The following is a 24812-nucleotide window of genomic DNA, read 5'->3' as shown; positions in this document are numbered from 1 at the left end:
GCATCCTTGATATCACTATCCTTGCAAAGATTCATCAGATAGGCTCACGGCCGCTGGTCGGATGGTGATCCGGCGGCGGTGGAGGGTGGTGGAAGAGGCGTGGCGATGGAACATCGTGGTCCGCTCGTGGGGCTCCGGGTCGTCGATCTGACGGCGATGGTCATGGGCCCGTACTGCACGCAGATCATGGCCGACATGGGCGCGGACGTGATCAAGATAGAGCCGCCGGACGGGGACAACACCCGCTACATCTCGGTGGGCCCGGAACGGGGGATGGGCGGCGTCTTCGTCAACGTCAACCGGGGCAAGCGCAGCGTGGTGCTGGACCTGCGATCCGAGGACGGCAAGCGATCGTTGCGCGAGCTCGTCGCAGAGGCCGACGTGTTCATCCACTCGATGCGCGCCTCCGCGATCGCCCGGCTGGGCTTCGCTTACGACGAGGTGGCCGCGCTGAATCCTTCGATCGTCTACACCAATTGCTACGGCTACGGCCGCCGCGGCCGGGACGCCGGCCGTACCGCTTACGACGACACGATCCAGGCCGAGTGCGGACTGCCGTACGTGCAGGAGCGGCTCACCGGTGCCGCCGGGTACGTCGGCACCATCATGGCCGACAAGATCGCCGGGATGACCGCGCTGTACGCGACCACGATGGCGCTGTTCCACCGGGAACGCACCGGGGAGGGGCAGGAAGTCGAGGTCGCGATGTTCGAGACGATGGCCGCGTTCATGCTGGTCGAGCACGCCAACGGGGCCATGTTCGACCCCCCGCTCGGCCCCGCGGCCTACCCGCGCGCGGTGACGCCGGACCGCAAGCCCTATCGCACCGCGGACGGCTACCTGTCCGCGCTGGTCTACAACGACAAGCAGTGGACGGCATTCGTCGAGGCGGTGCGCCCGCCGTGGGCCGGGCCGGAGTTCGCCACGCTGGAGCAGCGCGCGGCCAGGATCGACATCGTCTACGCCCGTCTCGCCGAAACGTTCCGTGCGCGGAGCACGGCCGAATGGCTGGAACTGCTGCGCTCGCTGGACATTCCGGCCGCACCGGTGCGGTCGCTGGACGAACTCTTCGACAATCCGCATCTCGCCGACACGGACTTCTTCGAAACCGTGGATTCACCATATGGATCGGTTCGCTTTCCTGGTCCGCCAACGTGGTTCTCCCGCACTCCCGGCCACATCGCGGGACCAGCACCCAGGCTCGGCGCCGACACCGCCGAGGTGGTCGGCCGGTTGCGGCCCGCCGCCGATGACCTTCCGAACGGCCGGGTCCAGCGGTGACCGCGCTGCTCGAGGCCGCCGACCTGGACCTCAGCACGATCCTGCGGGCCGGTGACCGCATCGTGGTCGGGCAGGCGTGCGGCGAGCCGGCCACCTTGATCGAGGCGCTCATCGCACAGGGCGGTGCGATCGGCGGGTTGTCGGCGTTCATCGCGACGAGCTTCTCCGGTCTGTTCACCCCGGCCGCGACCGAAGCCTTCACCTTGTCCAGCATGGGCGCGATCGGCGCGCTGCGATCGCTGACCAAGGAGCATCGGCTCGGCATCGTCCCCTGCCACATCAGCCGGGTGGGGCCGATGATCGAAGCCGGAATCCTCGGCTGCGACGTGGCTTTCGTGCAGGTGAGTCCAGCCGACGAGCACGGCGACCACAGCTTCGGCCTGGTCAGCGACCATGTGCGCGCGGCGGTGGCGGCGGCGCGCGTCGTGGTCGCCGAGGTCAACGACCAAGTGCCCTTCACGCTGGGCGAACGGCTGCCCGGAGCTCGGATCGACTACGCGGTGCGGGTTTCCCGGCCGCCGGTGCAGGTGCCGCCCGCCCGGATCGGCCCGGTCGATGAAGCGATCGCCGCGCACGCGGCGGCCTATATCGAGGACGGCGCGGTGCTGCAGATCGGGGTCGGCGCCGTACCCGACGCCGTGGTGCGCCTGCTGCACGACCGCACCGATCTCGGTGTGCATTCGGGGATGATCGGCGACGGATTGGTCGATCTGGTCGAGTCGGGCGCGATCACCAACGCGCGCAAAACCATCGATCGCGGGGTGTCGGTCACCGGCGCGCTCATCGGCACCGAGCGCCTGTACCGGTTCGCCGACCGCAATGCGGCGATCCGGATGTGCGCGACCGACTACACCCACGACGCGGGCGTGCTCGCGCGACTGGAACGGCTGGTCACCATCAACTCCGCCGTGGAGGTCGACCTGACCGGGCAGGTGAACGCCGAACAGAGCGGTGCGTCCTATCTCGGCGGGACAGGGGGCCAAGTGGACTTCGTCCGGGCAGGCGCTCGTTCGCCGGGGGGTCACGCGATCATCGCACTGCCCTCCACCGCCAAAGGCGGGACGGTCAGCCGGATCACCGCGGCACTGTCCGGGCCGGTCACCACGGCGCGCAGCGACGTGGACGTGATCGTCACCGAATTCGGCGCCGCCGAACTCGCCGGGCGGACGCTGGCCGAGCGCACCCGCAGGCTGATCGCCGTGGCGCATCCCGATTTCCGCGACGAACTGGAGCGGGCGGCGCGCGTCGTCCAGCGGAGAGGTTTCTGATGTCCGACGCCGTTGTCTTCGACGCCCGCTCCGACGGGATCGCGATCATCACGCTCAATCGGCCGCAACGGCGCAATTGCCTGGCGCGGGACGTGCGAGAGGGGCTGTTCGACGCCTGGGACCGATTCGAGCGCGATCCCGCGTTGCGCGTCGCGATCCTGACCGGCGCGGGACCGAAAGCGTTCTGCGCGGGAGGGGATCTCGAGGAGATGGTGGCCACCGGCATGACGGTGCCGCCGCGCGAGATGTACCCGCTGCCCTACGACACCATCGAGCTGTCCAAGCCCACGATCGCGGCGGTCAACGGCGCGGCGTTCGCCGGGGGCTGGATGATCGCCCAGGCATGCGATCTGTGTGTCGCGAGCACTACGGCGACCTTCGCGGTCACCGAGGTCAAGGTGGGTCGCAGTTCGCCGTGGGCCGCGCCGCTGATCCACATGATCCCGCAGCGGATCATGATGGAGCTGCTGCTGACCGGAAAGCCGATCGATGCGCGGCGGGCCTACGAGATCGGACTGGTGAACCGGCTGGCCGAACCCGAGGTTCTCCTGGACGCGGCGCTCGAGCTGGCCGCCGAGATCCTCGCGGGCGCTCCGCTGTCGGTGCGGGCCGCGCGGGAGACGGTCATGCTCGCGACCGAAATGGGCCGCTCGGCCGCGCTGCAAGCCGCCCGGCACGCCTCGGTGCACTGCTACACGAGCGAGGACGCGCAAGAGGGTCCCCGCGCGTTCGCCGAGAAGCGCAGCCCGCGCTGGACGGGCCGCTGACCCGGGCCCCCGGCGCGGTCCTCCTCTTGACCCAGCCGGAAGAACCATGCTACGCATGTGCACAGCATGCTGAGCGAGTGCTCAATCTACGCCCCGGCGGCGCCGGTCGGCGCGTCACCGGCGTTGTGCGATCCCCATTGATCAGGAGTGTGCGTCATGGCCGCATCCCCACTGTCCGAGTCGTCGAAGACGGCCACCTGCGTGGCGACCGTCCTGGTGGACGGCGCGCGGTCCACCATCGACGTGCGCCCCGACGAGACGGTGCTGGAAGCCGCGAAGCGAGCCGGGCTCAACCCGCCGTTCGCCTGTGAGGAGGGCAATTGCGGCACCTGTATGGCGCGCCTCGTCGCGGGCCGCGTCGAGATGCGGGTGAACGACGCGTTGACCGAGGAGGACGTGGCCGACGGGTACGTGCTGACCTGCCAGTCCGTTCCGCAGACCCCGTCGGTGACAGTCGATTACGTATGACCCGTGCGGTGGCGCGACTTCTACCGCAGCGCAACGAATACGGTCGGTCCCGCCGGCTCCGGCGTCTGTCCACCGGCTGACCGTCCTATAGGTCGACCAGCACCTTGCCGATCGCGCGGCCGTCGGCCACATGCCGCAGCGCGGCCACCGGCGGCCGCTTCGCCAGGAACGCCTGTGCGCCCTCCTTGGCGTCGGCGCTGGTGAATACGGTTTCCTGCCAGTAATTCAGGCGAGCGGCCGCGCGGGTGGCGTCGGTGGCCGACAGCCGCACCAGCTCTTTGCAGGCGGCCAGCGCCGTCCTCTGGAACGCCGCGGGGCCCGGACCGCGCCCGCGGCGGGACCGGGCATGGTGGACGCCGCGCCGGCCGTCCTGTTGCGCGACACGCTCGCTGAGTTGGGCAGCGCCGCACCGGATTCGGACGCGGCGCTGATCGCCACGCCACCATCGGCACGCTGGCCGAGCGGTTGCGGCAGCGCAGTGAACCGGCCGACGGCGACGTCGAGCGCATCACAGCCTTCTGCCTGCGTGCCTTGACCCCGCCGGGGCCGGGGCCGATCCGTCCTCAGTAGTCGTCGCGCGGCATGCGTAGTGGTGCGTGATCGCACCAGCCTTCCCGGGTCATCGGCCGTGCTTGACCTGGTTGAACGGGACGTCGCGATCGGCGGCGAACTCGCGGGGCATGCCCAGCACGCGCTCGCTGATGACGTTGCGCGCCATCTCGGTGCTGCCGCCCGCCAGGCTCCACGCCGAGCGGAACAGGTAGTCGAGGCCGACCTCGGTCGTGTCGGCCGCGTCCCCGGGGCTGTGGGTGGCCGCGGTGGGCCCGGCGATGCGTACCGCGAGATCGGTTTGCAGCCAGGCATTCTCGGCGGTGAACAGCCGGGTGATGGCGCCGGCGGAGGGTGGTAGCTCGCCGCAGGCGATCGCCCGTGAGATGTGCGCTATGAGCTGGTCGCGTACCACGTTCATGGCCCGCGCCTCGCCGATGTCCTCCCTGGTGCGGGGGTCGTTCCACTGGCCGGTGGCGCGGGCGAGTTCGAGCAACCGGTCGGCCTCGCCACCCAGGTGCGGGCGGGCGCCGCTGGTGTACGGCGAGGTGCCGCCCAGTGCGGCCCGCTCGTGGTAGAGCAGCCGGGACGCGGCGTCCCAGCCACCGTCCACCTGGCCGAGCACCGCCTCCTCGGGCAGCGCGACGTCGTCGAAGAACTCCTGGCAGAACTCGGTCGAGCCGGTCACCTGTTTGATCCGCTGCACCGTCACGCCTTCGGCGTGCACCGGCACCAGGAACATGGTGAGCCCGCGGTGCTTGGTGACCTCCCAGTTGGTTCGAGCCAGGCACAGGCCGTAGTCGGCGGCGTAGGCGCCGGAACTCCAGATCTTGGATCCGTTGAGGATCCAGCGATCGCCGTCGCGCTCCGCGCGGGTGGTGAGCCCGGCCAGATCCGACCCGCCGCGCGGCTCGGACAGGAATTGTGCCAGGATCTCCTCGCCGCGCAGTACGGCGGGCAGGTGCGCGCGCTTCTGCTCCTCGGTGCCGAGATCGAGCAGGCTCGCCGCGCAGATGGCCAGCGTCGGCACGTTCAGCAGCAGCGGCATCTCGTAGGGAATCGATTCCTCGGTGAACGCCCGCTGGTGGGCGGTGGTGAGGCCGAGGCCACCGTACTGCGCGGGGAAGCAGATCCCGGCGAAGCCGCCGTCGTGGAGAATCCGTTGCAGTTGCCGGGCGCGGTCCCACGCCTCCTCGGTGTCGGATTTGTATTCCGCGGCCGAAGCCGGGGGCAGGTTGTCGCGCAACCAGGTCCGCGCACGTGCACGGAAGTCTTCGACGGGCTCCAGATCCGTGGTCATAGCGTAGGTGCCTTCCAAGCGAGTTCGATTCGGTTCACGCGGCTGCCGTGTCGAGTAGATCGGTGATGTGGCGCCGGTGCTCTTCGGGAGTGCCGTAGAGGGCGCGGCCCAGGGTGATGCGGCGCAGATACAGGTGCAGGTCGTGTTCCCAGGTGACGCCGATGCCGCCGTGCAGTTGCACACAGTCCTGGGCGATCACGGGGGCCTTCGCTCCCACATACGACTTCGCGATGCTGATCGCCTCCTCCGCGCTCGCCGGGTCGTCGTCCCAGACCGCCGCGGCGGCGGTCGCGGTGGCCCGGCACGCTTCCAGCCACGTCTTGTTGTCGGCCATCCGGTGCTTGAGCGCCTGGTAGGAGGCCAGTTGCCTGCCGAAGGTGTAGCGGTCGAACAGCCAGGTCAACGTCGCGGCCAGCGCGGTGTCGGTGGCGCCGACCATCTCGGCGGCGGTGAGCGCGGCCGCCGTGTGCGCCTGCGCCCGGATCGCGTCGGCGGCGCCTGCGCCCACCTGCACAGCGTCGGCGGGCACCGCGACGTCCTCGAACGTCACACGCGCGGTGCGGCGGACCAGGTCCAGGGTCCACGCCGGTGTGACGCTCACGCCCGGGGCGTCGGCGGGCACCAGCAGCTGAACCGGGCCGTCGGCGCTCTCGGCGGTCACCAGGAACAGGTCCGCCTGGTCGGCCGACTCCACGCGGTCTTTCACACCGTTGAGCCGGTAACCGCGGCCGTCGGGTTCGGCCCTGGTGCGCGCGGCCCGGCCGGTGGCGCCGGAGCCGGGGGAGAGCGCGTCGAAGCCTCGGCCCGGTTCGTAGACCGCCCACGTCGCGATCGTCTCGCCCGCGGCGATGGCGGTGAGGGCCTCGGCGAAACGACTCGCGTCCGAGGAGAGCCCGGCCAGGACCGCGTTGGTCGTGACGAACGGGCCGGGCGCGCAGGCGCGACCGAGTTCTTCGGCCACCAAGGCGAGCTCGGTCATCGCCCGCCCGGAAACCGTTCCGCCACCGAATTCTTCGGGCACCAGCATGGCTGTCCATCCCAGTTCCGCGCCGCGCCGCCACCAGGACCGGTCGAATCCCGTTCCGGACGCGCCGAGCGCTCGCACGGTACCCACCGGGACGGTGCCTGCGAGGAAATCACGGGTGGTCGACTGGAAAAACCGCTGATCGGCGGTGGGTTCGAGGCTCATGATGCCGGTCCTTCGGTTGACGCGCGGCGCTAGATATGGAAATCTCATACTCACAGATGAGAGGCATATTCTCAATCACGGAAGTCGACCGGCAAATCACGCCGTTGGCGGTGCCGGCCGGGCGTCGAAGGGATCGTCGAGTGGTGAAAAACTTCCAGGATCTGGACTTCTTCCTCGGGCAGGAGCTGGTCGCCGATCCGTATCCGTACTTCGACGCGCTGCGCGAGCAGTGCCCGGTGACGCGCGAGAAGCACCACGACGTGATGATGGTGACCGGTTACGAGGAGGCGCTCGAGGTCTACAACGACGTCGAACGGTTCTCCTCCTGCATCTCGGTCACCGGTCCGTTCCCCGGATTCCCGGTATCGCTGGAGGGGGCGACCGACGTCGACGCCCTCATCGCCGAGCATCGGGACACGCTCCCGATGAGCGACCAGCTGCCGACCCTCGACCCGCCGGTGCACACCGATCACCGCGCCTTGCTGATGCGGCTGATCACCCCGAAACGCCTGAAGGAGAACGAGCAGGCGATGTGGGCGATCGCCGACCGGATGCTCGATCAGTACCTGGCCAAGGGCAAGGGGGACTGCATGCGCGAATTCGCGGGCCCCTTCACGCTCTACGTGATCGCCGACCTGCTGGGTGTCCCCGAGGGCGATCAGGAGGCGTTCCTGCAGGCGCTGCAACGCGATCCGCACCGCGAGGGCTCCAGCGTCGGCAGTACCGCCGGGGAGAACATGTCGCACAACCCCATCGAATTCCTCTACGCAAAGTTCTCCGAGTACGTCGCGGACCGCAGGATGAACCCGCGGGACGACGTGCTGACCAGCATGGCCACCGCGACGTTCCCGGACGGGCGCGAGCCCGAGGTGCTCGATGTGGTCCGGGTGGCGGCGAACCTCTTCTCGGCGGGACAGGAGACCACCGTCCGGCTGCTCAGTTCGGCGCTGAAGATACTGGCCGAGCGCCCCGACATCCAGCAGTACCTGCGCGAGGACCGCAGCCGCATCCAGAACTTCATCGAGGAGTGCCTCCGGATGGAGAGCCCGGTCAAGGGCGATTTCCGGCTGGCCAAGGTGTCCACGACCGTCGGCGGGACCGAGGTGCCCGCGGGCACGGTCCTGATGGTGGTCAACGGCGCCGCGAACCGGGACCCGCGCCGATTCGACGACCCCACCACCTTCGCGGCGGAACGCTCCAATGCCCGCTCGCACTTGGCTTTCGGGCGCGGAGTGCACACCTGCCCCGGTGCGCCGCTGGCGCGGGCCGAAGCGCGGGTCGCCATCGAACGGCTGCTCGAGCGCACCACCGGCTTCCGGATCGACGAGAGCGTGCACGGCCCCGAGGGCGCGCGCGACTACCGCTATCTGCCGACGTTCATCCTGCGCGGGCTCACTTCGCTGCATCTGGAGTTCGACGTCGCGGAGGGCGTGGCCCGATGAAGGTCACCGTCGACGAGGATCGTTGCCGGGGGCACGGCGTGTGTCTCGGCCTGTGCCCGGAGGTGTTCTCCTTGACCGACGACGGCTACGCCGAAGCCACCGCCGCCGACGTGCCCGCGCACCTCGAGGCGCAGGTGCACGAAGCGGTGCAGTGCTGTCCCGAACAGGCGATCGTCATCGAGTGAGCGTGGCGCGCACGCGGATCTCGCACCCTGAAATGTCGGCGGCGCGCAGCCGCTGAGACGAGTTGTCCGGCGGAAGAGGCCTGTTCGGCACGTGAGAGATATGCGGGCGTTGCGGGATTCAGAGGTCGCGGCCCGTCGCACCGCGGAATCCAGCGTACGGGCCGACGCTAGTGCAGCGCGCAGTGGTGGTGCCACCGCCGCGGCGATGTAGCCCCCTGGCAACGATGTTTCCGCCGCATCGCCTTCTCGGCGCTGGACTGCGGGGGTATCGGTTCGCTGATCAGGTGCGGTCGGTCGCGGGTATGCCCGCGTCGATGGCGGCGTCCAATATCCCCAGTGCACCGCCCAATTCGGCGACGAGCGCGCGAGCCACGGCCACATCCTTGCGGAGGAACTCGCCCACCGAGGCGCGGAATACCTCGACCGCGCCCTTGCCCGCGACGCTGCTGACGGCGCGTCCACCGCTGCTGGCGTGCGGTAGGGCGGCGAGCAGGGTGGCCTCGTCCACACCGAGTTGGCCGCCGAGCCGGACCGCATCGGCGACCAGCCCGATCTGCGCCGCGAACAGCGCGTTGTTCACGAGCTTCACCCGCTGCCCCGCGCCGAGTGGCCCGACGTGCAGGACCGGGTCGGCGTAAGCCGCCACCACGGGCCGCGCTCGGCGCACCGCCTCGTCGGTACCGCCGAGAAAGACGGTGAGCTCACCGGTGGCGATGTGGTGCGGTCCACCGCTCACCGGTGCGTCCACCACCTCGACAGCCGGGGCCGCCGCCGCGATTTCGGTCACCGTCGCCGGACTGCCGGTCGTGTGCACGATCAGCACGGCCGCACGCGGCAGCTCACGCAGCAGGCTGCCGCCGAGGCAGACCTCGCGGACCTGGTCGTCGGTGAATACGGACACCACCACGGCCTCCGCGGCGTCGGCTGTCTCGGCGACGGTCGCGACCGGCTCGGCCCCGATCTCGGCGAGGGCCGCGCGCGATTCGGCGGATCGCCCGACCGCCCGGACGATGTGCCCGGCCGACACCAGCCGCCCGATCATCGGGCGTCCCATCCGCCCGGCTCCCACGAAACCTATGCGCACGTCAGCGCTGCCGGTCCATCAGCGCGAGGGTCGCGTCGGCAGCGCCGAGCACGATTCCCGGAGTTACTCCCGCCGCGTCGGCCAGACCGGCGACCAAGCCGACGTCCTTGCGGAGCAGATCGCCGGCATGTGCGGCCAGCCGATCCAACGTGCCACCCGCCGAGACGATGCGGCCCAGCGCGAAACTGTTCGCGGTGCCGTGCGTGATCACTTCGCCCAGCTTCTCCGGGCTGATACCGAGCTCCCTGCCGAGCGCGAGCGTGCTGGCGGCGGTGGCGAGATTGGCGGTGAACAACAGGTTGTTCAGCAGCTTGGTGGCCTGGCCGGAGCCCAGCTCGCCCAGGTGGACGATCGGGTTCGCGTAGGTCTCGAACACCGGGCGGCTGCGCTCGACGGCCTCGGTGGCGCCGCCTGCCATGACCAGCAGCCTGCCCTCCGCCGCGGCGGGCCCTCCGCCGCTGACCGGCGCGTCGATCACCGTGACCCGGTGCGGCGCAGCGAGATCGGCCAGCTCCCGGCAGGTGTCCGGGTGCACGGTGGAGTGCACGGCGATGATCGACCCCGGCGTGAGGCCTGCCAGGACGCCGTCGCGCCCGGTGACCACCTCGCGCACGTCGGCGTCACCGACCACGCACAGACAGACCAGATCGCTGCGCGCGGCCAGGGCGGCGGGGGATTCGGCCGTCGCGGCCGCCGTACCCGAGAACGGCTCCAGCGAGGCGGGGCGGCGCGCCCACAAGGTGGTCGGGTAGCCGCCTTCGATGATGCGGCGCGCCATCGGCGCGCCCTGACTGCCCAGTCCGATGAACCCGACACGCATCAGCGCACCTCCTCGGTGACGATCTCCGGCGCGGGAGCGGGCCGGTAGAAGGCGATCAGCAGTCCCGCCGTCGCCAGCACCGCCACACCCAGCGCGACGGCGCCACCGGCCCAGCCGATGATCTCGACGCCCGCCGCGTGGTCCAGCGACAGCCATCCGGGCCCGAGCAGGCCCAGCGCCAGCGCGACCACGGCCAGCACCAGGACGTACTCGTAGCCTTCCTTGAAGACGAAGAATCCGTTGGCGCGGTGCGCCAGCAGTCCGGCGACGAGCATGACCGAGATGATCGCCGCGGCGGCGAACGGCGTGAGCAGCCCGAGCACGAGCAGTGCGCCCGCGCCGATCTCGGTGACCACGCTCAGCCAGGCCTGCAGGACGCCGTTGCGCAGCCCCAGCCCGCTGAACCACCGCGCCGTCCCGGCGATCCGGCCGCCGCCGATCCAGTGATTGACGCCGTGCGCGATCATGGTGACTCCCACCACCAGCCGCAACAGCAGCAGCGCGACATCGGTGACCTCCATGGCCTCACCTTTCTGGCCGCGCGTGCGCGCGTCCGTCCAATTGAATTGCGGGACCGGTGAATTCGCCGGTGTCGGCCGCGACGACGCACTCTTCGGCGAAGGCGAGCGCCTCGAGGTGGTACGCCGCCGCCGTGTAGCCCAGGCTGGTGTTGTGCCCGGTGTTGGGTTGCTGATTGAGCACCACCCGCGGCGCCGCGCCGAACAGCGCCGCGATGGCGGTGAGTTCCTCGATGTCGTTGCGCCACACCGTTTCGTGATCGCCCGCGGTGAATCGCACCGGGACCCGCACCTGCCCGGCCAGGCGCGGGAAATCCCGATCGGCCCAGTTGGTGACGATGGTGGCCTCCAGCCGCGGGCCGGGGACGGCGATCGAGGCGCCGCTCAGGTCGGGGGGATACAACCGCCGCGGTCGCCACAGCAGCGCGCCGAGTCCGGGGGGCCGGGTGCCTTCCGGCCGCGGGCTGCACAGCACTTTCTGGGCTTCCGGATGGTGTGTGCGGCCGGTGCCCGCCAACTCGAGGCCGAGCAGCTCCCGGCCGCGTTCGTCACCGGCCATGCGCAGGGCCAGTTCGCATCCCGCCGAGTGCGCCAGCAGGAAGACGCCCGCACCGCGTGGACGGCCGGCGAGCTGCGCTTCGACGGCCCCGAACATCAGATCGACGCGGCGCTGCGGCGGGAACAGTTCGTCGGCGAACGGACCCGAGGCGCCGTATCCGGGCCGGTCCAGCGCCAGCACGGTGTAACCCAGCCGCAGGCCGAGCCGCAGGAGGGAAAGCTCCGGATGCCCGGGGCAGTCGAAGTACGCCGAGGTGGTGGCGCCACCGTGCAGGGCGACCACTACCGCGCGGGGCGCGGGCGCCTCGGCCAGCAACCCCGACACCGGGATGCCGTCGACGTCGGCGACCACGGGCAGCGGTGCGGTGTCGCCGAGGCGGCCGAGGTCGGATTCGGTGAGTGTCATGGCGTGGCCATCACGATCAGGACGCCGAGCGCAGCAGCATGGCGCCGCCGGGCGTCAGTCCGCCGCTGGAGACGACCGCGACCCGGGCGCCCGCCACCTGCCGCTGCCCGCCCGCGCCGCGCAGCTGCACGACCGCCTCGTGCAGCAGGCCCATGCCGTGCGTGCGGCCGTGGGAGAGCTGGCCGCCGTGCGTGTTGACCGGGATCATGCCGTCGCGGGCGATGTTCTTGCCCCCGTCGAGGAAGTCCTTGGCCTCGCCGATGCCGCAGAAACCGAGCGCCTCGATCCAGGACAGGCAGTTGAAGCTGAACCCGTCGTAGAGTTCGGCGACGTCCACGTCCTCGGGACGCAGCGTGGTGCGCGTCCACAGGTGCGCGGCCGGGCCGAGCACCTGTGGTTCGTGGGTGAGCGTGCTCTGGTCCCACTCGACGCGCTCGACGATCTGGGTGCCGACCGCCTCCACCAGCACCGGCGGACCGGGCAGATCGCGCGCGGCGTCGAGCGCCGAGACGATCACCGCCACCGCGCCGTCGCAGGGCACGTCACAGTCGTAGAGCCCGAACGGGGAGGTGATCGGCCGCGCGGAGAGGTAGTCCTCCATGGTCATCGGGTCGCGGTAGACCGCCGTCGGCTCGAGCTCGGCGTTGGCGCGCTGGTTGAGCGCGATCCAGCCCAGCGTCTCGCGGGTGGTGCCGTAGCGGTGGAAGTGACGCTGGGCGTTCTGGGCCAGCGTGTGCGCGGCGGAGATCGCGCCGAACGGCGTCAGCCAGCTCGTGGTGCGGCCGCCGGACGGCGGGATTCGCCCCGCCTTGGTCAGCTCGTTGAAGGTCGATTCCCACACGGTGCGGAAGCACAGCACGTGCCGGGCCAGCCCGGCGGCCACCGCCGTCATCGCCGCGATCACCGATCCGCCCGGCCCGAAGGTCTCGATGCCGCCGTTGTGCCAGCTCGGGCGCAGGCCGAGCGCGGCTTCCAGGGCGGTGACCCCGCCCTCGCCGAAGCCGCCGAGATTCCCGCCGCCCGGATAGGACGCCAGGCCGTCGATGTCGTCGAGCGTCAGGCCCGCGTCGGCGACCGCGCGTTCGCACGCCTCGATCGTCAGCGCCAGCGGCGCCACCATGAGCCTGCGCCCGATCCGGGACATCCCGATCCCGGTGAGCGCGACCTTCTCCTCGAACTTCTCCTGCCGCAGCATCGGCCGCACGTGTTCGGCGAAACGCTCAGGCTCGATCTCGTCCACCGGCAGCGGCGCGGGCTCGGATTGCTCGGCGGCGGGCCGGAACAGCGGCAGCCACACGTCGGCGTCCTGCTGGAAGACCACCTCCATCCGCATGCCGAGGGTCAGGTCGTCCGGACCGGCGTCGACGATGTTGGTGGTCAACCGGACGCGCGGATCCTCGGCCAGCGCCACCTGCGCCACCACGTACGGGGGCCGCAGGCCGGGCACGGCGAAGCGGTGGTTGACCGTGAAGCTCGCCAGGGTGGCCGCACCGGAGACTTCCCGCACGCCGAGATCGTGCCCGCGGCAGTACCGGCACACCGGCTGCGGCGGGTGGATCAGTGCGGCGCAGGATCGGCACTCCTGGATGCGCAGCGTGCCGTCGGCGCCCGAGGTCCAGAAGAACTCGGTGTCCAGGCCGAGCAGCGGCAGTGGCCGTCCCGACGGCTCGGCCGTCGCGGGGGTCTGCTCCGTGTCTGCCACAGCGCCTCCTCGTAGTCGTCGCAGCCGGTAGCCGCGTGTGTCCGGTCGGCCACACGCGGCGGGGTCGGTCCGGTTCCGGTCAGATCTGTGCCGCGCCTCTGCGGACGGTCACCGGCTCGGCGAGCCGCTGCTCGTCGCAGACTCGCTGCAGCTTCGCCAAGGTCTCGTCGAGCCCGGGACCGAGCCGGGGGCCCGGGGTGAACTCGGTGGGCAGGTGCCGCATGCCCTGGATCACCGCGATCGTGTCGTAGTGCACGGTCTCCTCCGGGATGCACCGGAAGTCCGGCATCCGGTCCAGCACGGCCACCAGCATCCGCTTGAACACCGTGCGGGCGACATTGGAACCGATGCAGCGGTGGATGCCGAGACCGAAGCTGTAGTGCCGGTTGCCTTTCCGATCCAGGATCAGCCGCTCCGGATACTCGAACACCGCCGGATCGCGGTTGGCCATCGCCCACGACAACCAGAGGCGATCACCTTCTCGGAAGGAGGCTCCCGCCACCTCGCAGTCCTCCGCGATGGTGCGCGCGTCGCCGGGGGCCGGGGTGTAGTAGCGCAGGAACTCCTCGGTGGCCGAGTCGAGCAGCAGATCCCTTTCCCGGCTGAGGGTTTCGCGTTCGCCCGGATTCTGCGACAGCCATTCCAGAGCGTGCGCGGTGAGCGCGGTGGTGGTGTCGAAACCGCCGCCGATGAGCAGGCTGAGCATGCCCAGGATCTCCATGTCCGGCAGCGGACCCCCGTTGACCTGCGCCGAGGCGACCGCGTGGATCAGCCCGGGCCGGGGATTCTCCCGGATTTCGGCGAGATTGGTGAGCAGGTCCAATCCCATCGTGCGGTGCATTTCCGCGATGCGCGGGTAATCCGGCGAGTCCGGCGGTGTGTAGACCGCGGCGTGCACCGGTTCGTTGTAGATGGTCCACTTCCGCAAGGGAACGCCCAGCATGCCGAGGGTCAGCACGGCGGGAACGACATTCGCCAGGTCGTCGACGAAATCGATGCGGCCGCTCTCGATCTTCTCGTCGATGGCCGCGCGCACCACCTCGTCCACGAACGGCACCCAGCGTTGGACCGCGGCGGGGGAGAGGTACGGGTTGAGCGCCGAACGCAGTTCCCGGTGCTCGGGCTCGTCCATCTCCAGGATGCCGCCGCGGATGCCGCGTGCGCGCGGCGCGGGCGGAATGGAGATTCCGCGGTAGCCCTTGCGAACGCCCTGCGGGTCGTGATCGTTGGATATGTGCGGGCAGCGCGCGAGTTCGAACACCTCCCTGTTGCCCGCGGCCACCCAGTGACCGTCGTAGGTGTCGGTCCAAGCGAGCGGGCACTCGCTCTGCATCGCCTCGGTGATCGCCTGGAAGTTCTCCCGGTATTCGGGAGCGTAGCGGTCGAAATGGAACCGGGGTTGCTTGCGTTCGAAATCGGTGACGTTCTCGACGGTCATGGCGCAGCTCCTATTCGGCGATCGAGATCGCGCGTTCCGGGCAGGAATGCACCGCCTCGCGGACCTGATCGAGCTGGTCCGCGGGAACCGATTCGCCGATGGGGGAGGAGTGGCCGTCGATCTCACTGAGTTCGAACGACTGCGGGGCGATCATCGCGCACAGCGTGTGCCCTTGGCAGCGCTGCTGATCGACTCGGACCTTCACGGTGTTTCTTCCTCTCAGACGTGGTAGTCGTACCACTTCAGGTAGCCGCCCGCGTCGACGCGCAACTGCGTGCCGGTGATGTAGCGCGCCTCGTCGGAGGCCAGGAACAGCACCGCGTCGCTGATGTCCTCCGGCTCGACGTAGGGGGTCGGCATGGCCTGCTGCACATGGAAGGCGGGCTCGGCGTCCGCGCGGGTGGGATGCTCCAGGTCGGGGCGGAAGGACCGGTACATCGGCTCGCTCTGCAGCATCGGGGTGTTGCAGTTGGTGGGGTGGATGACGTTGGCGCGGATGTTCTGCGGCGCGATGTGCAACGCGAGCGCGTGCACGTACTGCGCGAGGCCGCGTTTGGCGACCACGTAGGCGATCCCGCCGGGATCCTTGCCCGGCTGGTCCACCTTGGACACGTCCATCAGCGCGGCCACCGAGCCGGTGGCGATGATCGACCCGCCCGCGCCCAGATGGGGCAGCGCGACCTGAATGGTGTTGATCACGCCGACCAGGTTGGTGTCGATCACGTCGGACCAGGCCTGCCACTGCGGCGTGCCCTTCATGCCCGCGATGCCCGCCTGGGCGATGACGATGTCCAGCCGGCCGAACTCTTCGATCCCGCGTTCCAGCACGACGCGCAGCTGTCCGGCCTCGCGCACGTCGGCCGGTTCGGCGACGATGCGGCGGCCGGTCTTCTCGACCAGCCGGGCGGTCTCGTCCAGATCCTCCTGGCGCGAAAGCGCGTACCCGATCGTGTCGATGTCACGGCAGATGTCCACGGCGATGATGTCGGCACCTTCCTGCGCCAGCCGTACCGCATGGCTGCGGCCTTGGCCACGAGCGGCTCCGGTGACGAACGCGACCTTACCCTCTACGCGTCCCACGGCAATCCTTTCGTTCTTGCTTGTGCTGACCCATCGCGCCTGCTGCGCAACGGGTCTCAGGTATTGCGGCCGCCGTTGACGCCGAGGATCTGGCCGGTGATGTAACCGGCCTCCTCGGAGATGAGGAACGCGCAGGCGGCGGCGATGTCCTCGGGTGTGCCGACCCGGCGGACCGGGGTCCGCTGGATGTGGTCCTCGACGGAGCCGCCGAGCCGGCGTGCCTCCTCGTTCTTGCGCAGCATCGGCGTGTCGATGAACCCGGGCGGCACCGCGTTCACGGTGATGCCGGACGGGCCCAGCTCCAGCGCCAGCGCTTTGGTCAGGCCGTTGACCGCCGACTTGGCCGAGACGTAGTGCGTCATGAACGGCTGGCCCGAATGCGTGCTCGAGGAGGAGATATTGACGATGCGCCCCCACCCGGCCGCCAGCATGTCCGGCAGCACCGCTTGGACGCAGTGGAAGACGCCGTTGAGGTTGACGTCGATCACCCGCTGCCATTCGGCGAACGAGATGTTCTGGAAGCGCTTGAAGCCGTCGATGCCCGCGGCGTTCACCAGCACGGTGACCGGGCCCAGCTTCGCCCGGATGGCGGTGAGCGCGTCGGCGATCTGCTCCGGTTCGGTGACGTCGGCCCGGTAGGCGAAGTCGTCGTCGGCGGGCGGATTGAGATCGAGCGACGCGACGTGGAATCCGGTGCTGCGCAACCGCTGCGCGATGCCCAGTCCGATGCCGGACGCCCCTCCGGTGACCACGGCCGTCTTCACGCGTGCGACCCCTCTCCGGTGATCGTGCCGATCGGCGACCGGCGTGCGCGCGGCCGCGTCGAGACCGGGACGCGGGTTGTCGTGTCCACCACAAGAATCTCCCTTCCGATTGCGAGAACCGTACTCTCGTTCAGTTCTCGGACGCAAGAGTCGCGCCGCAGCCGGTGCTCGCTTCCCCCCTCGGGTCAGGGTGGGATCTCCGAGCCTGCGCAACTCAATGATTGTTGCTGCATTCCGCTATCGCGAGTGTTAAATTCTCCAATATCGAGAATCTAATTTCCACACCCGGCGAGGAGACAGGATGTCAACGCAGGAACAGGCGATAGCGGTGGCGCGGCGGCTGCTGATCGACGGGCAGCTGGTCGAGACCGGGCGCACGCTCGCGTCGCTCGATCCCGCCACCGGCGCGGTGTACGGCTACGCGCCGGAAGCCGGTGTGGCCGAGGTGGACGCGGCCGCCGCGGCGGCGCGGCGGGCCTTCGACACCACCGACTGGGCGACCAACCACGAGTTCCGGGCGCACTGTCTGAACCAGCTGTACCAGGCGTTGCGCGACAACGTGGAGGAGCTGCGGGAACTGACCATCGCCGAAGTCGGCGCGACGCGCACGCTGACCCACGGCAACCAGCTCGAGGTCCCGTTCGAGATCGTGCGCTACTACGCCGGACTCCTGACGGACTACGCCTGGAGCGAGGACCTCGGCGTGGTCGAGATCCGCGGTCAGCAGCACCGGCGCTGGGTCGAGCTGGAAGCCGCGGGCGTGGTGGCCGCCATCGCCGCCTACAACTACCCGCATCAGCTGGCGCTGGCCAAGCTCGCACCCTCCCTCGCCGCCGGATGCACCGTGGTGCTCAAGGGCGCGCCCGATACTCCGCTGGCCACCTTGGCGCTGGGCGAGATCATCGCCCGGCACACCGACATCCCGCCCGGCGTGGTGAACGTCTTGGCCTCCTCCGATATCGAGGTCGGCAAGCGGATGACCACCCACCCGGACGTCGACGTCGTCACCTTCACCGGGTCCACGCCGGTGGGGCGCCAGATCATGGCCGCCGCCAGCGGCACCCTGAAAAAGGTGTTCCTGGAGCTGGGCGGCAAATCGGCGATGATCCTGCTCGACGACGCCGATTACACCAAAGCCGCGCTGTTCGCGGCGTTCAGCGTGGTCACCCACGCCGGGCAGGGCTGCGCGCTGACCACGCGCGTGCTGGTACCGGCCCAGGACCACGACAAGGTCGCCGAGCTGATCGCGGCCAATTTCGCCCACGTCACCTGGGGCGACCCCGGTGATCCCAAAACCTATATGGGCCCGTTGATCAGCGAACGCCAGCGGGACAAGGTGCACGGCATGGTGCAGCGGGCGGTCGAGCGCGGTGCCACGCTCGTGACCGGCGGCGAGAAACTGAATCCGGGCTACTTCTACAAGCCCACCCTGCTGGCGAACGTCGACCCGGACAGCGAGATCGCGCAGGAAGAGGTGTTCGGCCCGGTGCTGACTCTCATCCCCTACACCGACGACGAGGACGCGATACGGATCGCGAACAACTCCATCTACGGCCTGTCCGGCGCGGTGTTCAGCGCCGACGCCGAACGGGCGAAAGCGGTGGCGCGGCGGGTCCGCACCGGCACGTTGAGCATCAACGGCGGCAACTACTTCCATCCCGACGCGCCCTTCGGCGGATACAAGCAGTCCGGCATCGGCCGGGAGATGGGTCGCGTCGGCCTGGAGGAGTTCCTGGAGCGCAAGACCCTCGCGGAGGTGGTCGCGTGAGCGAGCCCGAGCGAGGTGAGGCGGTGAGCAAGCCACTGGAGGGCATCCGGGTGCTCGAGGTCGCGATGTACGGTTTCGTCCCGTCGGCGGGCGCGGTGCTCTCCGACTGGGGGGCCGACGTCGTGAAGGTCGAGCACGCCGTCACCGGTGACCCGCAGCGCGGACTGCGGCAAGTGGGCGCGTTCAAGATCGAGGGCGACCCCAATCCCAATGTGGAGCATGCCAACCGGGGCAAGCGCAGCATCGGGGTGGACATGTCGGTGGCCGAGGGCCGGGAGGTGATCTACGACCTGGCCCGGCGAGCGGACGTGTTCCTGACCAGCTTCCTGCCGCAGGCGCGCACGAAGTTCGGCATCGACGTGGAGGACATCCGCGCGGTGAACCCGGATATCGTCTACGCGCGGGGCAGCGCGCTGGGCCCGCGCGGCGTCGAATCCGCCCGCGGCGGCTACGACATGACCGCGTTCTGGTGCCGTGGCGGTATCGCGGCCACCATCACCCCGCCGGGCTTGGAGGGCATGATCCAACCACCCGGCCCGGCGTTCGGCGACACCATCTCCGGCACCAATCTCGCCGGCGGGATCGCCGCCGCCCTGCTGAAACGCGAACGGACCGGGCAACCTTCGGTGGTCGACGTCTCGCTGCTCGGCAGCGGACTGTGGGCGATGGGGCACACCGTCGCGTTGTCGGCCAGCCAGGACAAACCGCTGGTGGCGCCGATGCCCGGTGCCCACGGCGCGCCGACCAATCCGCTGTCGGGGCTCTACGCCACCGCCGACGATCGCTATCTGTCGTTCGTCATGCTGCAACCGGCCAAGTTCTGGGCGGATGTCTGCAGGCACATCGACCGCCCGGAACTGGCCGATGACCCCCGCTTCGCCGACGCGGCGCAGATCGCGGCGCACACCGCCGAGGCGGTGCAGATCCTGCGCGAGGTGATCGAGCAACGCACGCTGGCCGAGTGGAGCGAGCGCTTCGCCACCCTGGCCGGACCGTGGGCTCCGGTGCAGGACTCGTGGCAGGTGACGCAGGACGCGCAGATCAGGGCGAACGAATATCTGCTTCCGGCAGGGGAACTGGAACTGGTGTCCAGTCCGGTGCAGTTCGACGTCGGCGCGCCGGAACTGCGGCCCGGCCCCGAATTCGCCGCCCAGACCGAGGAGATCCTGCTCGAACTCGGCCTGGATTGGGATCGCATCATCGCGCTCAAGGCCGCCGGCGCGGTGGCCTAGGCCCGGGAAAGAGGGACCGATGCCGTACATCGCATCGCTGGGCACGTATCTGCCCTGCTGGGGTAGCCAGCGCAGCCGGATCGCGGGTGACGACGAGGACGCCGTCACCCTGGCGGTGGAGGCCGGGCGATCCGCCGTCGCGTCCGGCGAGCCGGTGGAACGCGTCGTGCTGGTCAGCCGTGATCTGCCGCTGGTGGAGAGCAGCAACGCCGCCGTCCTGCTGGCCGGTCTGGGATTGGATCCCGAACTGGAGGTCATCGAGCGGCTCGGCGGCGCCCCGGCGGCGCTGGACGCCTCGAGTTCGGCGCGCCCGCGCACCCTGGTCATCGGTGTCGACCTGGAACCGGCGGGCGCGGTGGCGGCCTGGGTGTCCGACCGCGAAGGCCTGCAGGTACGCACCGCGGCGCGCGTCACGCGCAGCCTTCCGGTGCGTACCCGCAACGCCCTCGGCGCGGTGCACGACTACGGCGATCCCCGGCTGCTGCACGAAAGGGGCCTGATCGCCTCGCTTTCGGCGGCGTGGCTGGACACGCCGGTGGCGGTGGCGGGCGTCGATCACAAGCAGGCGGCGGCGCTGTGCCTGGCCGCACCGCCGCGATTGCCGACGCTGGGCGCCAGCGCCGGGCTGTTCGCGCTCGCCGCGATGGCCGACCGGGGCGGAGCCGGCTTGCTGGTCGGCGTGGAGCAGGCCAACCTGAGCGGGGTCATGGTGGTGCCCGGCGCTGCCCGGGTGCGGCGCAACGAACTGCCCGCGCGGGCGCTTCCGGAGGTCGTCGCCCTGCCCGGCGCGGACCTGCCGATCTCGCTGGCCGCCTACGAGCGCGCGTTCGAGGCCAAGGTCCGCTGGGAGGCGGGCAGGCACGGTGACAGCGCGGAGCTGGACTTCCCGCCCCGCTACCGGGTGGGCCGGGACGGCAGCCTCAGTACCGGCTACACCCTGGTGCCGCTGCCGCGGACCGGCAGCGTCTACGCCGAGACGACGGTGCGGATCCCGGTGCCCGGGCTGAAGAGCCCGTACTCCCTGGTGATCGTGGAACTCGACGACGTCGGCGTCCGGGCGCTGGCCAAGGTCACCGGAGCCGACCCGGGCACGGTGACCATCGGCGATCGCGGGCGCATGGTCCTGCGACGGGTGGCGGTGCGCTCCGGCGTGCCGGATTACGGATACGCGTTCGAACCGGAACCGGAACCGGAGGCGGTATGAGGAAAGTGGCCATCGTCGGCGCGGGGATGACGCCCTTCGCCGAACATTTCGCGCTCGGCATCCAAGACCTGCTGCTCATGGCGTTCGCCGACTGCGCCGCCTCGGTCGACAAGGGCCTGCGCACGACGGATCTGCAGGCCGCCTGGTTCGGCGCCATAGGCACCACCGGCGGCTTCCCCGCCGGTGTGCTGGCCGACGCGCTGGACCTGCCGGACCTGCCCGTGACGCACATCGACAACTCCTGCGCCACCGGTCACGACGCGGTCCGCAACGCGCTGTTCGCCATCTCCTCCGGCGCGGTCGACGTCGCGCTCGTGATCGGCGCCGACAAGCTGCGCGAGACGGCGCAGAAGGACCTGCTGCGCGAGTGGGAGAACCTGACCAGGGAAAACGCCTGGGACTACCAGCTCGGCCTGTTCGCGCCGGCGGGTTTCGCGTTGCACGTCAACCGGTATTTGTACGAGTCTTCGGCGACCCGGGAGCACTTGGCGATGGTCGCGGTGAAGAACCATCGGCACGGCGCGCGCAATCCCAAAGCGCGCCTGCGGTTCGAGATCACGATGGAGCAGGCGCTGACCGCGCCGATCGTGGCCGATCCATTCGGCGTGTACGACTGCGTGCCGCAGAGCGACGGCGCCGCGGCTCTGGTGCTCGCCGCCGAGGACGTCGTGGACCGCTACACCGACAGGCCGGTGTGGATCCGCGGCGTCGGCCTCGGCCTGGACTCGGTGATGCACCAGCACAAGCGGGACATGACCACCTTCCCCGCGACGGTGCGGGCGGCGCGCGCGGCGTTCGCGATGGCCGGGCTCGCCCCGGGGGACATCGACGTCGCCGAGGTGCACGATTTCTTCACCGGCATCGAGCTGATCAGCTACGAGGACCTCGGTTTCGCCGAGCGGTTCGAGGCGTACAAGCTGGTGGAGGCCGGAGCGACGACGGTCGGCGGCGTCCTGCCGGTCAATCCCAGTGGCGGACTGAAGACCAAGGGTCACCCGCCCGGCGCGACCGGCGTCGCGCAGTGCGTAGAGCTGTTCGAGCAATTGCGCGGCACCGCCGTCAACCAGGTGGACGGCGCGCGAATCGGTCTGGCGCACAACCTCGGCGGGCCGACCGCGGTGTCGGCGGTGACGATCCTGGAGGGGCCGCGCTGAGGACCGGCCCTGGCAGCGGACAGCCCCGGTGCGGACGATCGAGACCGTCCGCACCGGGGCTGTCCCCGCTCAGATCTGTTCCCAGACGGTGATTCTGGTCTTGGCGGGGTCGGCCGCCGGAGTGAGCGCCATGCGTCCGTCGGCGGCGCGCTCGCCGAGTTCGGCCAGCACGGTGTGGACATCGCCGTCGATGTCGTACACGGCGAGGTAGCGGGCCGCACCGGCGTCGCCACGAATCAAGCGGTGGCGAGTGCAAGAGAGGACGCCGGGGACGGCGAGCATCTCGGGGATGTGCGTCCCGGCGTACCACTCGTTGTATTCGGCGTCCATTCCGTCCCGCGGAGTGGAGAAGACCAGCAGCCGCACTCCGCCGCCTCAGCTCGCGCGCTGGGCATAGGCCGCGGCGTATTCCTTGCGCGACCTGGTCGAGGTGTCGACGTCGGTCGCGTTCGCCCGCAACGCCCCCACGGTCGCCCGCTCCTTCGGGATGTGCGCGAACGGATCCCAGTTGAAGTGACGGGTGGCGTTCTGCCAGGTGATCTTGTGGATGTCGGTGTCGTCGGCGCCCGCGGCCCGCAGTTCACCCAGCACGAACTCGGGCGCGTCCGGCCAGATCGAGTCCGAGTGCGGGTAGTCGCATTCCCAGGCGATGTTGTCGATGCCGATGTCGTGGCGGAACTTCAGCGCGGTCTTGTCGGTCACGTAGCAGGCGAGCACGTGCTCGCGGAACACCTCGCTGGGCAGCTTGCCGCCGAAGTCGCGGCGCAGCCAGCGCTGGTTGGTGTAGTGCCGGTCGGAGCGGTCCAGGAAGAACGGGATCCAGCCGACGCCGCCTTCGGACAGCGCGACCTTCAGTTTCGGATAGCTGCGGAAGGCGGGACCCCACAACAGATCCTGGGCGGCGATCAGCGAGATACTCGGCGCCAGCACCATCAGGTTGTCGATGGGGGCGTCCGGCGCCAGCCGCAGCACACCGAAGCCTTGGCCGATGTGCAGGTTCATCACCGTCTCGTGGTCCGACAGCGCCTGGAACACCGGCGCCCAGTAGTCGAGATCGTGGTAGCTGGGCAGGCCGTCGATGTGCGGCAGCTCCGGCATGGTCACCGAGTGGCAGCCCCTCGCCGCCAGCCGCTCGATCTCGGCCACCGCCAGCGCCGGATCCCACATGGGCAGGATGCCGATCGGGATGAACCGGCCCGGGTAGGCGCCCGCCCAGTCCTCGATGTGCCAGTCGTTGTACGCCGAGATCATCGCGACGGTGATCTCGTCCTGTCCGCCGCGGCTGAGGTGACCCGCGCTGAAGCCGGTGAACGTGGGGAAACACATGGAGGCGAGGACGCCGTTGGCGTCCATGTCGCGCACACGGTCGTGCACGTCGTAGACCGCGGGCCGCATCTCGGCGTATCCGGCCGGGTCCTTGCCCCATTCCTCGGCAGGCCAGGTGACGACGGCGTTCAGACCGGCCACGCCGGTGGGCCGGTCCCGGTACACCCACCGGTCGATGCCGTTCTCGTCGACGACGACCTTCGGGGCGAAATCGGCCCACTTCTTCGGAACGTGGTTGTCGAACATCTCGAGCGGCTCGACCACATGGTCGTCGATGCTCACCAGGATCATGTCGTCGATGTTCACGTGACTCCTCGCTGTTCGCGCGCTGCGCCGGGCTGCGCTCCGGCAGTTCGAGACGATAAATCTTCTATGAAGAGAATGTCACTCTCGTAGCTCTAGTAGACGATACACCTCGGGTCGGGCCGGGTCGACAGAGTGAGGACGTCATCCCGGCGTTTCGCGACCATTGACGGCTACGGGCGCTGGAGAGAGCATTCTTCTTGAATGAGAATAGCGTTTTCACACGAGGGCAAACGGGGCATCGGCACGGTGACCCCGGTACCGCTGGAGCGGACTAACCGATCGCCACATACACCGCTGTGCCGTCCACAACGGTGGCCGCGACGAGTTCCCGGTCCGGCACATCGATCTCCCGCGGCGGCACGCGCAGCAGGGTCAAATCCGCGACCTCACCGGCCGCGACGGCGCGCGGCACGGTGGGCCGCGCGGGATGCCCGGAGAACAAGGCGAGCGCGGCGGGCGGCGAGATCCGCTCGGCGGGTTCGCGTTCGACGGCCGCGCGCACCACCCCCCACGGGTCGGCATCACCGAACGGGGCGTCGGTTCCGGCCGCCACCGGGACCCCGGCGGTCAGCAGGGAGCCCAGCCGCCACAGGTCGCCCCGGTCCTCGGCCGCCACTTCGCGGGCGTACTGCTCGGCGCGCTCGACCGGGAAATGCGGTTGCGTCACCACCGGAACGCGCTTGCGGCGCAACCATTCCATGAGATCGGCGGGCACCATGGCGCCGTGCTCGATCCGGTCACCGGCGAGCAGCCCCGCCTCGTCGAGGGCGGCGATGGTCAAGATCAGCTGTACTCGGGTCACGCAGTGCACCGCGACGGGCCTGCCTGCCGCGTGTGCTGCCCGGATGCGCGCTACGAATTCCGGCAACGAGGGGAGTGCGGTGTCGTCGAGCAGGATCTTGGTGGGCCCCAGCGAGAATCGCTGCTGCCCGGGATCGGTCACGCCGGGCGGTGCCATGCAGTGCACCCGCTGCCGGATCACTCCGGCCGTCACCGCCTCGGC

At 69.8% G+C, this 24812-nt stretch carries 25 protein-coding genes; 10 read left to right on the top strand and 15 right to left on the bottom strand.

The genetic code is table 11. The features are described 5' to 3' along the window. The first annotated feature begins 105 nt into the window (after window positions 1-105). The 4 genes from ON29_RS31025 to ON29_RS31010 all read left to right on the top strand — a co-directional run bounded on the left by ON29_RS31025 (window position 106) and on the right by ON29_RS31010 (window position 3784). Complete coding sequence (locus ON29_RS31025) at window positions 106-1281, top strand: CaiB/BaiF CoA transferase family protein (protein ID WP_040871763.1); 1176 nt, start codon at window positions 106-108, stop codon at window positions 1279-1281. Then, window positions 1278-2549 (top strand): acetyl-CoA hydrolase/transferase family protein, encoded by a 1272-nt coding sequence (locus ON29_RS31020; protein WP_083864181.1) that lies wholly within the window; start codon window positions 1278-1280, stop codon window positions 2547-2549. Before ON29_RS31025 ends, ON29_RS31020 begins: the two co-directional genes overlap by 4 nt. Then, a complete protein-coding gene (locus ON29_RS31015) occupies window positions 2549-3316 on the top strand; it encodes an enoyl-CoA hydratase/isomerase family protein (protein ID WP_040871762.1) in 768 nt (255 codons plus the stop codon). The genes ON29_RS31020 and ON29_RS31015 overlap by 1 nt, the downstream gene beginning before the upstream one ends. A gap of 156 nt (window positions 3317-3472) precedes the next feature. Beyond that, window positions 3473-3784 carry a 2Fe-2S iron-sulfur cluster-binding protein gene (locus ON29_RS31010; RefSeq protein WP_040871761.1) on the top strand — a complete coding sequence of 104 codons (312 nt, stop codon included), beginning with the start codon at window positions 3473-3475 and terminating at the stop codon, window positions 3782-3784. A gap of 85 nt (window positions 3785-3869) precedes the next feature. On the opposite strand, the gene ON29_RS31005 is transcribed toward ON29_RS31010, so the two are convergent. From ON29_RS31005 to ON29_RS30995, 3 genes are all read right to left on the bottom strand, one after another. After that, on the bottom strand, window positions 3870-4055 hold the full coding sequence (locus ON29_RS31005) for a hypothetical protein (protein ID WP_040871760.1): 186 nt from the start codon (window positions 4053-4055) through the stop codon (window positions 3870-3872). A 348-nt stretch (window positions 4056-4403) separates the two neighbouring features. After that, window positions 4404-5633: an acyl-CoA dehydrogenase family protein gene (locus ON29_RS31000; RefSeq protein WP_040871759.1), complete on the bottom strand. Its 1230-nt coding sequence runs from the start codon at window positions 5631-5633 to the stop codon at window positions 4404-4406. 34 nt (window positions 5634-5667) lie between these two features. Next, the gene (locus ON29_RS30995; protein ID WP_040871758.1) at window positions 5668-6822 is read right to left on the bottom strand and encodes an acyl-CoA dehydrogenase family protein; all 1155 of its coding nucleotides are present in this window, start codon (window positions 6820-6822) and stop codon (window positions 5668-5670) included. Between the two features lie 140 nt (window positions 6823-6962). On the opposite strand from ON29_RS30995, the gene ON29_RS30990 reads away from it, so the two are divergent. Beyond that, window positions 6963-8264 carry a cytochrome P450 gene (locus ON29_RS30990; protein ID WP_217999359.1) on the top strand — a complete coding sequence of 434 codons (1302 nt, stop codon included), beginning with the start codon at window positions 6963-6965 and terminating at the stop codon, window positions 8262-8264. Beyond that, window positions 8261-8449, top strand: a complete 189-nt coding sequence (locus ON29_RS30985) for a ferredoxin (RefSeq protein WP_040871757.1) — start codon at window positions 8261-8263, stop codon at window positions 8447-8449. The genes ON29_RS30990 and ON29_RS30985 overlap by 4 nt, the downstream gene beginning before the upstream one ends. 280 nt (window positions 8450-8729) lie before the next feature. Here ON29_RS30985 and ON29_RS30980 read toward each other — a convergent pair whose 3' ends face one another. The 9 genes from ON29_RS30980 to ON29_RS30940 form a co-directional block, all read right to left on the bottom strand. After that, window positions 8730-9533, bottom strand: a complete 804-nt coding sequence (locus tag ON29_RS30980; RefSeq protein WP_083864180.1) for an NAD(P)-dependent oxidoreductase — start codon at window positions 9531-9533, stop codon at window positions 8730-8732. Window position 9534: 1 nt separating this feature from the next. Then, window positions 9535-10353, bottom strand: coding sequence for an NAD(P)-dependent oxidoreductase (locus tag ON29_RS30975; RefSeq protein WP_040871755.1), 819 nt, complete (start codon window positions 10351-10353; stop codon window positions 9535-9537). Then, entirely contained in the window at window positions 10353-10874 is a 522-nt protein-coding gene (locus ON29_RS30970; RefSeq protein ID WP_040871754.1) for a DoxX family protein, read from the bottom strand. Before ON29_RS30970 ends, ON29_RS30975 begins: the two co-directional genes overlap by 1 nt. A gap of 4 nt (window positions 10875-10878) precedes the next feature. Further along, window positions 10879-11835 carry an alpha/beta fold hydrolase gene (locus ON29_RS30965; protein WP_051175798.1) on the bottom strand — a complete coding sequence of 319 codons (957 nt, stop codon included), beginning with the start codon at window positions 11833-11835 and terminating at the stop codon, window positions 10879-10881. Between the two features lie 16 nt (window positions 11836-11851). Further along, on the bottom strand, window positions 11852-13537 hold the full coding sequence (locus ON29_RS30960) for a thiolase C-terminal domain-containing protein (protein ID WP_051175797.1): 1686 nt from the start codon (window positions 13535-13537) through the stop codon (window positions 11852-11854). 79 nt (window positions 13538-13616) lie between these two features. Then, window positions 13617-14975 carry a cytochrome P450 gene (locus ON29_RS30955; RefSeq protein WP_040871753.1) on the bottom strand — a complete coding sequence of 453 codons (1359 nt, stop codon included), beginning with the start codon at window positions 14973-14975 and terminating at the stop codon, window positions 13617-13619. Between the two features lie 10 nt (window positions 14976-14985). After that, complete coding sequence (locus ON29_RS30950; protein WP_040871752.1) at window positions 14986-15180, bottom strand: ferredoxin; 195 nt, start codon at window positions 15178-15180, stop codon at window positions 14986-14988. 14 nt (window positions 15181-15194) lie between these two features. Next, complete coding sequence (locus ON29_RS30945; RefSeq protein ID WP_040871751.1) at window positions 15195-16055, bottom strand: mycofactocin-coupled SDR family oxidoreductase; 861 nt, start codon at window positions 16053-16055, stop codon at window positions 15195-15197. Between the two features lie 56 nt (window positions 16056-16111). Next, window positions 16112-16819, bottom strand: a complete 708-nt coding sequence (locus ON29_RS30940) for an SDR family NAD(P)-dependent oxidoreductase (protein ID WP_040871750.1) — start codon at window positions 16817-16819, stop codon at window positions 16112-16114. Window positions 16820-17120: 301 nt separating this feature from the next. Between ON29_RS30940 and ON29_RS30935 the strand changes: the two genes are divergently transcribed. From ON29_RS30935 to ON29_RS30920, 4 genes are read left to right on the top strand one after another with little or no spacing between them, the layout of a single operon-like run. Beyond that, complete coding sequence (locus ON29_RS30935) at window positions 17121-18587, top strand: aldehyde dehydrogenase family protein (protein WP_040871749.1); 1467 nt, start codon at window positions 17121-17123, stop codon at window positions 18585-18587. 23 nt (window positions 18588-18610) lie between these two features. Next, window positions 18611-19819, top strand: coding sequence for a CaiB/BaiF CoA transferase family protein (locus ON29_RS30930; RefSeq protein WP_040871788.1), 1209 nt, complete (start codon window positions 18611-18613; stop codon window positions 19817-19819). 19 nt (window positions 19820-19838) lie between these two features. Continuing rightward, the gene (locus tag ON29_RS30925; RefSeq protein ID WP_040871748.1) at window positions 19839-21023 is read left to right on the top strand and encodes an OB-fold domain-containing protein; all 1185 of its coding nucleotides are present in this window, start codon (window positions 19839-19841) and stop codon (window positions 21021-21023) included. Beyond that, complete coding sequence (locus ON29_RS30920) at window positions 21020-22177, top strand: thiolase C-terminal domain-containing protein (RefSeq protein WP_040871747.1); 1158 nt, start codon at window positions 21020-21022, stop codon at window positions 22175-22177. Before ON29_RS30925 ends, ON29_RS30920 begins: the two co-directional genes overlap by 4 nt. 69 nt (window positions 22178-22246) lie before the next feature. Here the strand turns inward: ON29_RS30920 and ON29_RS30915 are convergent, their stop codons facing one another. From ON29_RS30915 to ON29_RS30905, 3 genes are all read right to left on the bottom strand, one after another. Further along, complete coding sequence (locus tag ON29_RS30915; protein ID WP_051175796.1) at window positions 22247-22543, bottom strand: DUF4286 family protein; 297 nt, start codon at window positions 22541-22543, stop codon at window positions 22247-22249. Between the two features lie 9 nt (window positions 22544-22552). Beyond that, window positions 22553-23809, bottom strand: a complete 1257-nt coding sequence (locus ON29_RS30910) for an amidohydrolase family protein (RefSeq protein ID WP_040871746.1) — start codon at window positions 23807-23809, stop codon at window positions 22553-22555. Between the two features lie 271 nt (window positions 23810-24080). Next, window positions 24081-24812: amidohydrolase family protein (locus tag ON29_RS30905; RefSeq protein ID WP_157172953.1), on the bottom strand; the 732-nt coding region annotated here is incomplete at its 5' end.

It is taken from the genome of Nocardia exalbida NBRC 100660 (genome assembly GCF_000308575.1).
GTDB lineage: Bacteria > Actinomycetota > Actinomycetes > Mycobacteriales > Mycobacteriaceae > Nocardia > Nocardia exalbida.
This window is presented reverse-complemented; position numbering and strand designations above follow the sequence as displayed.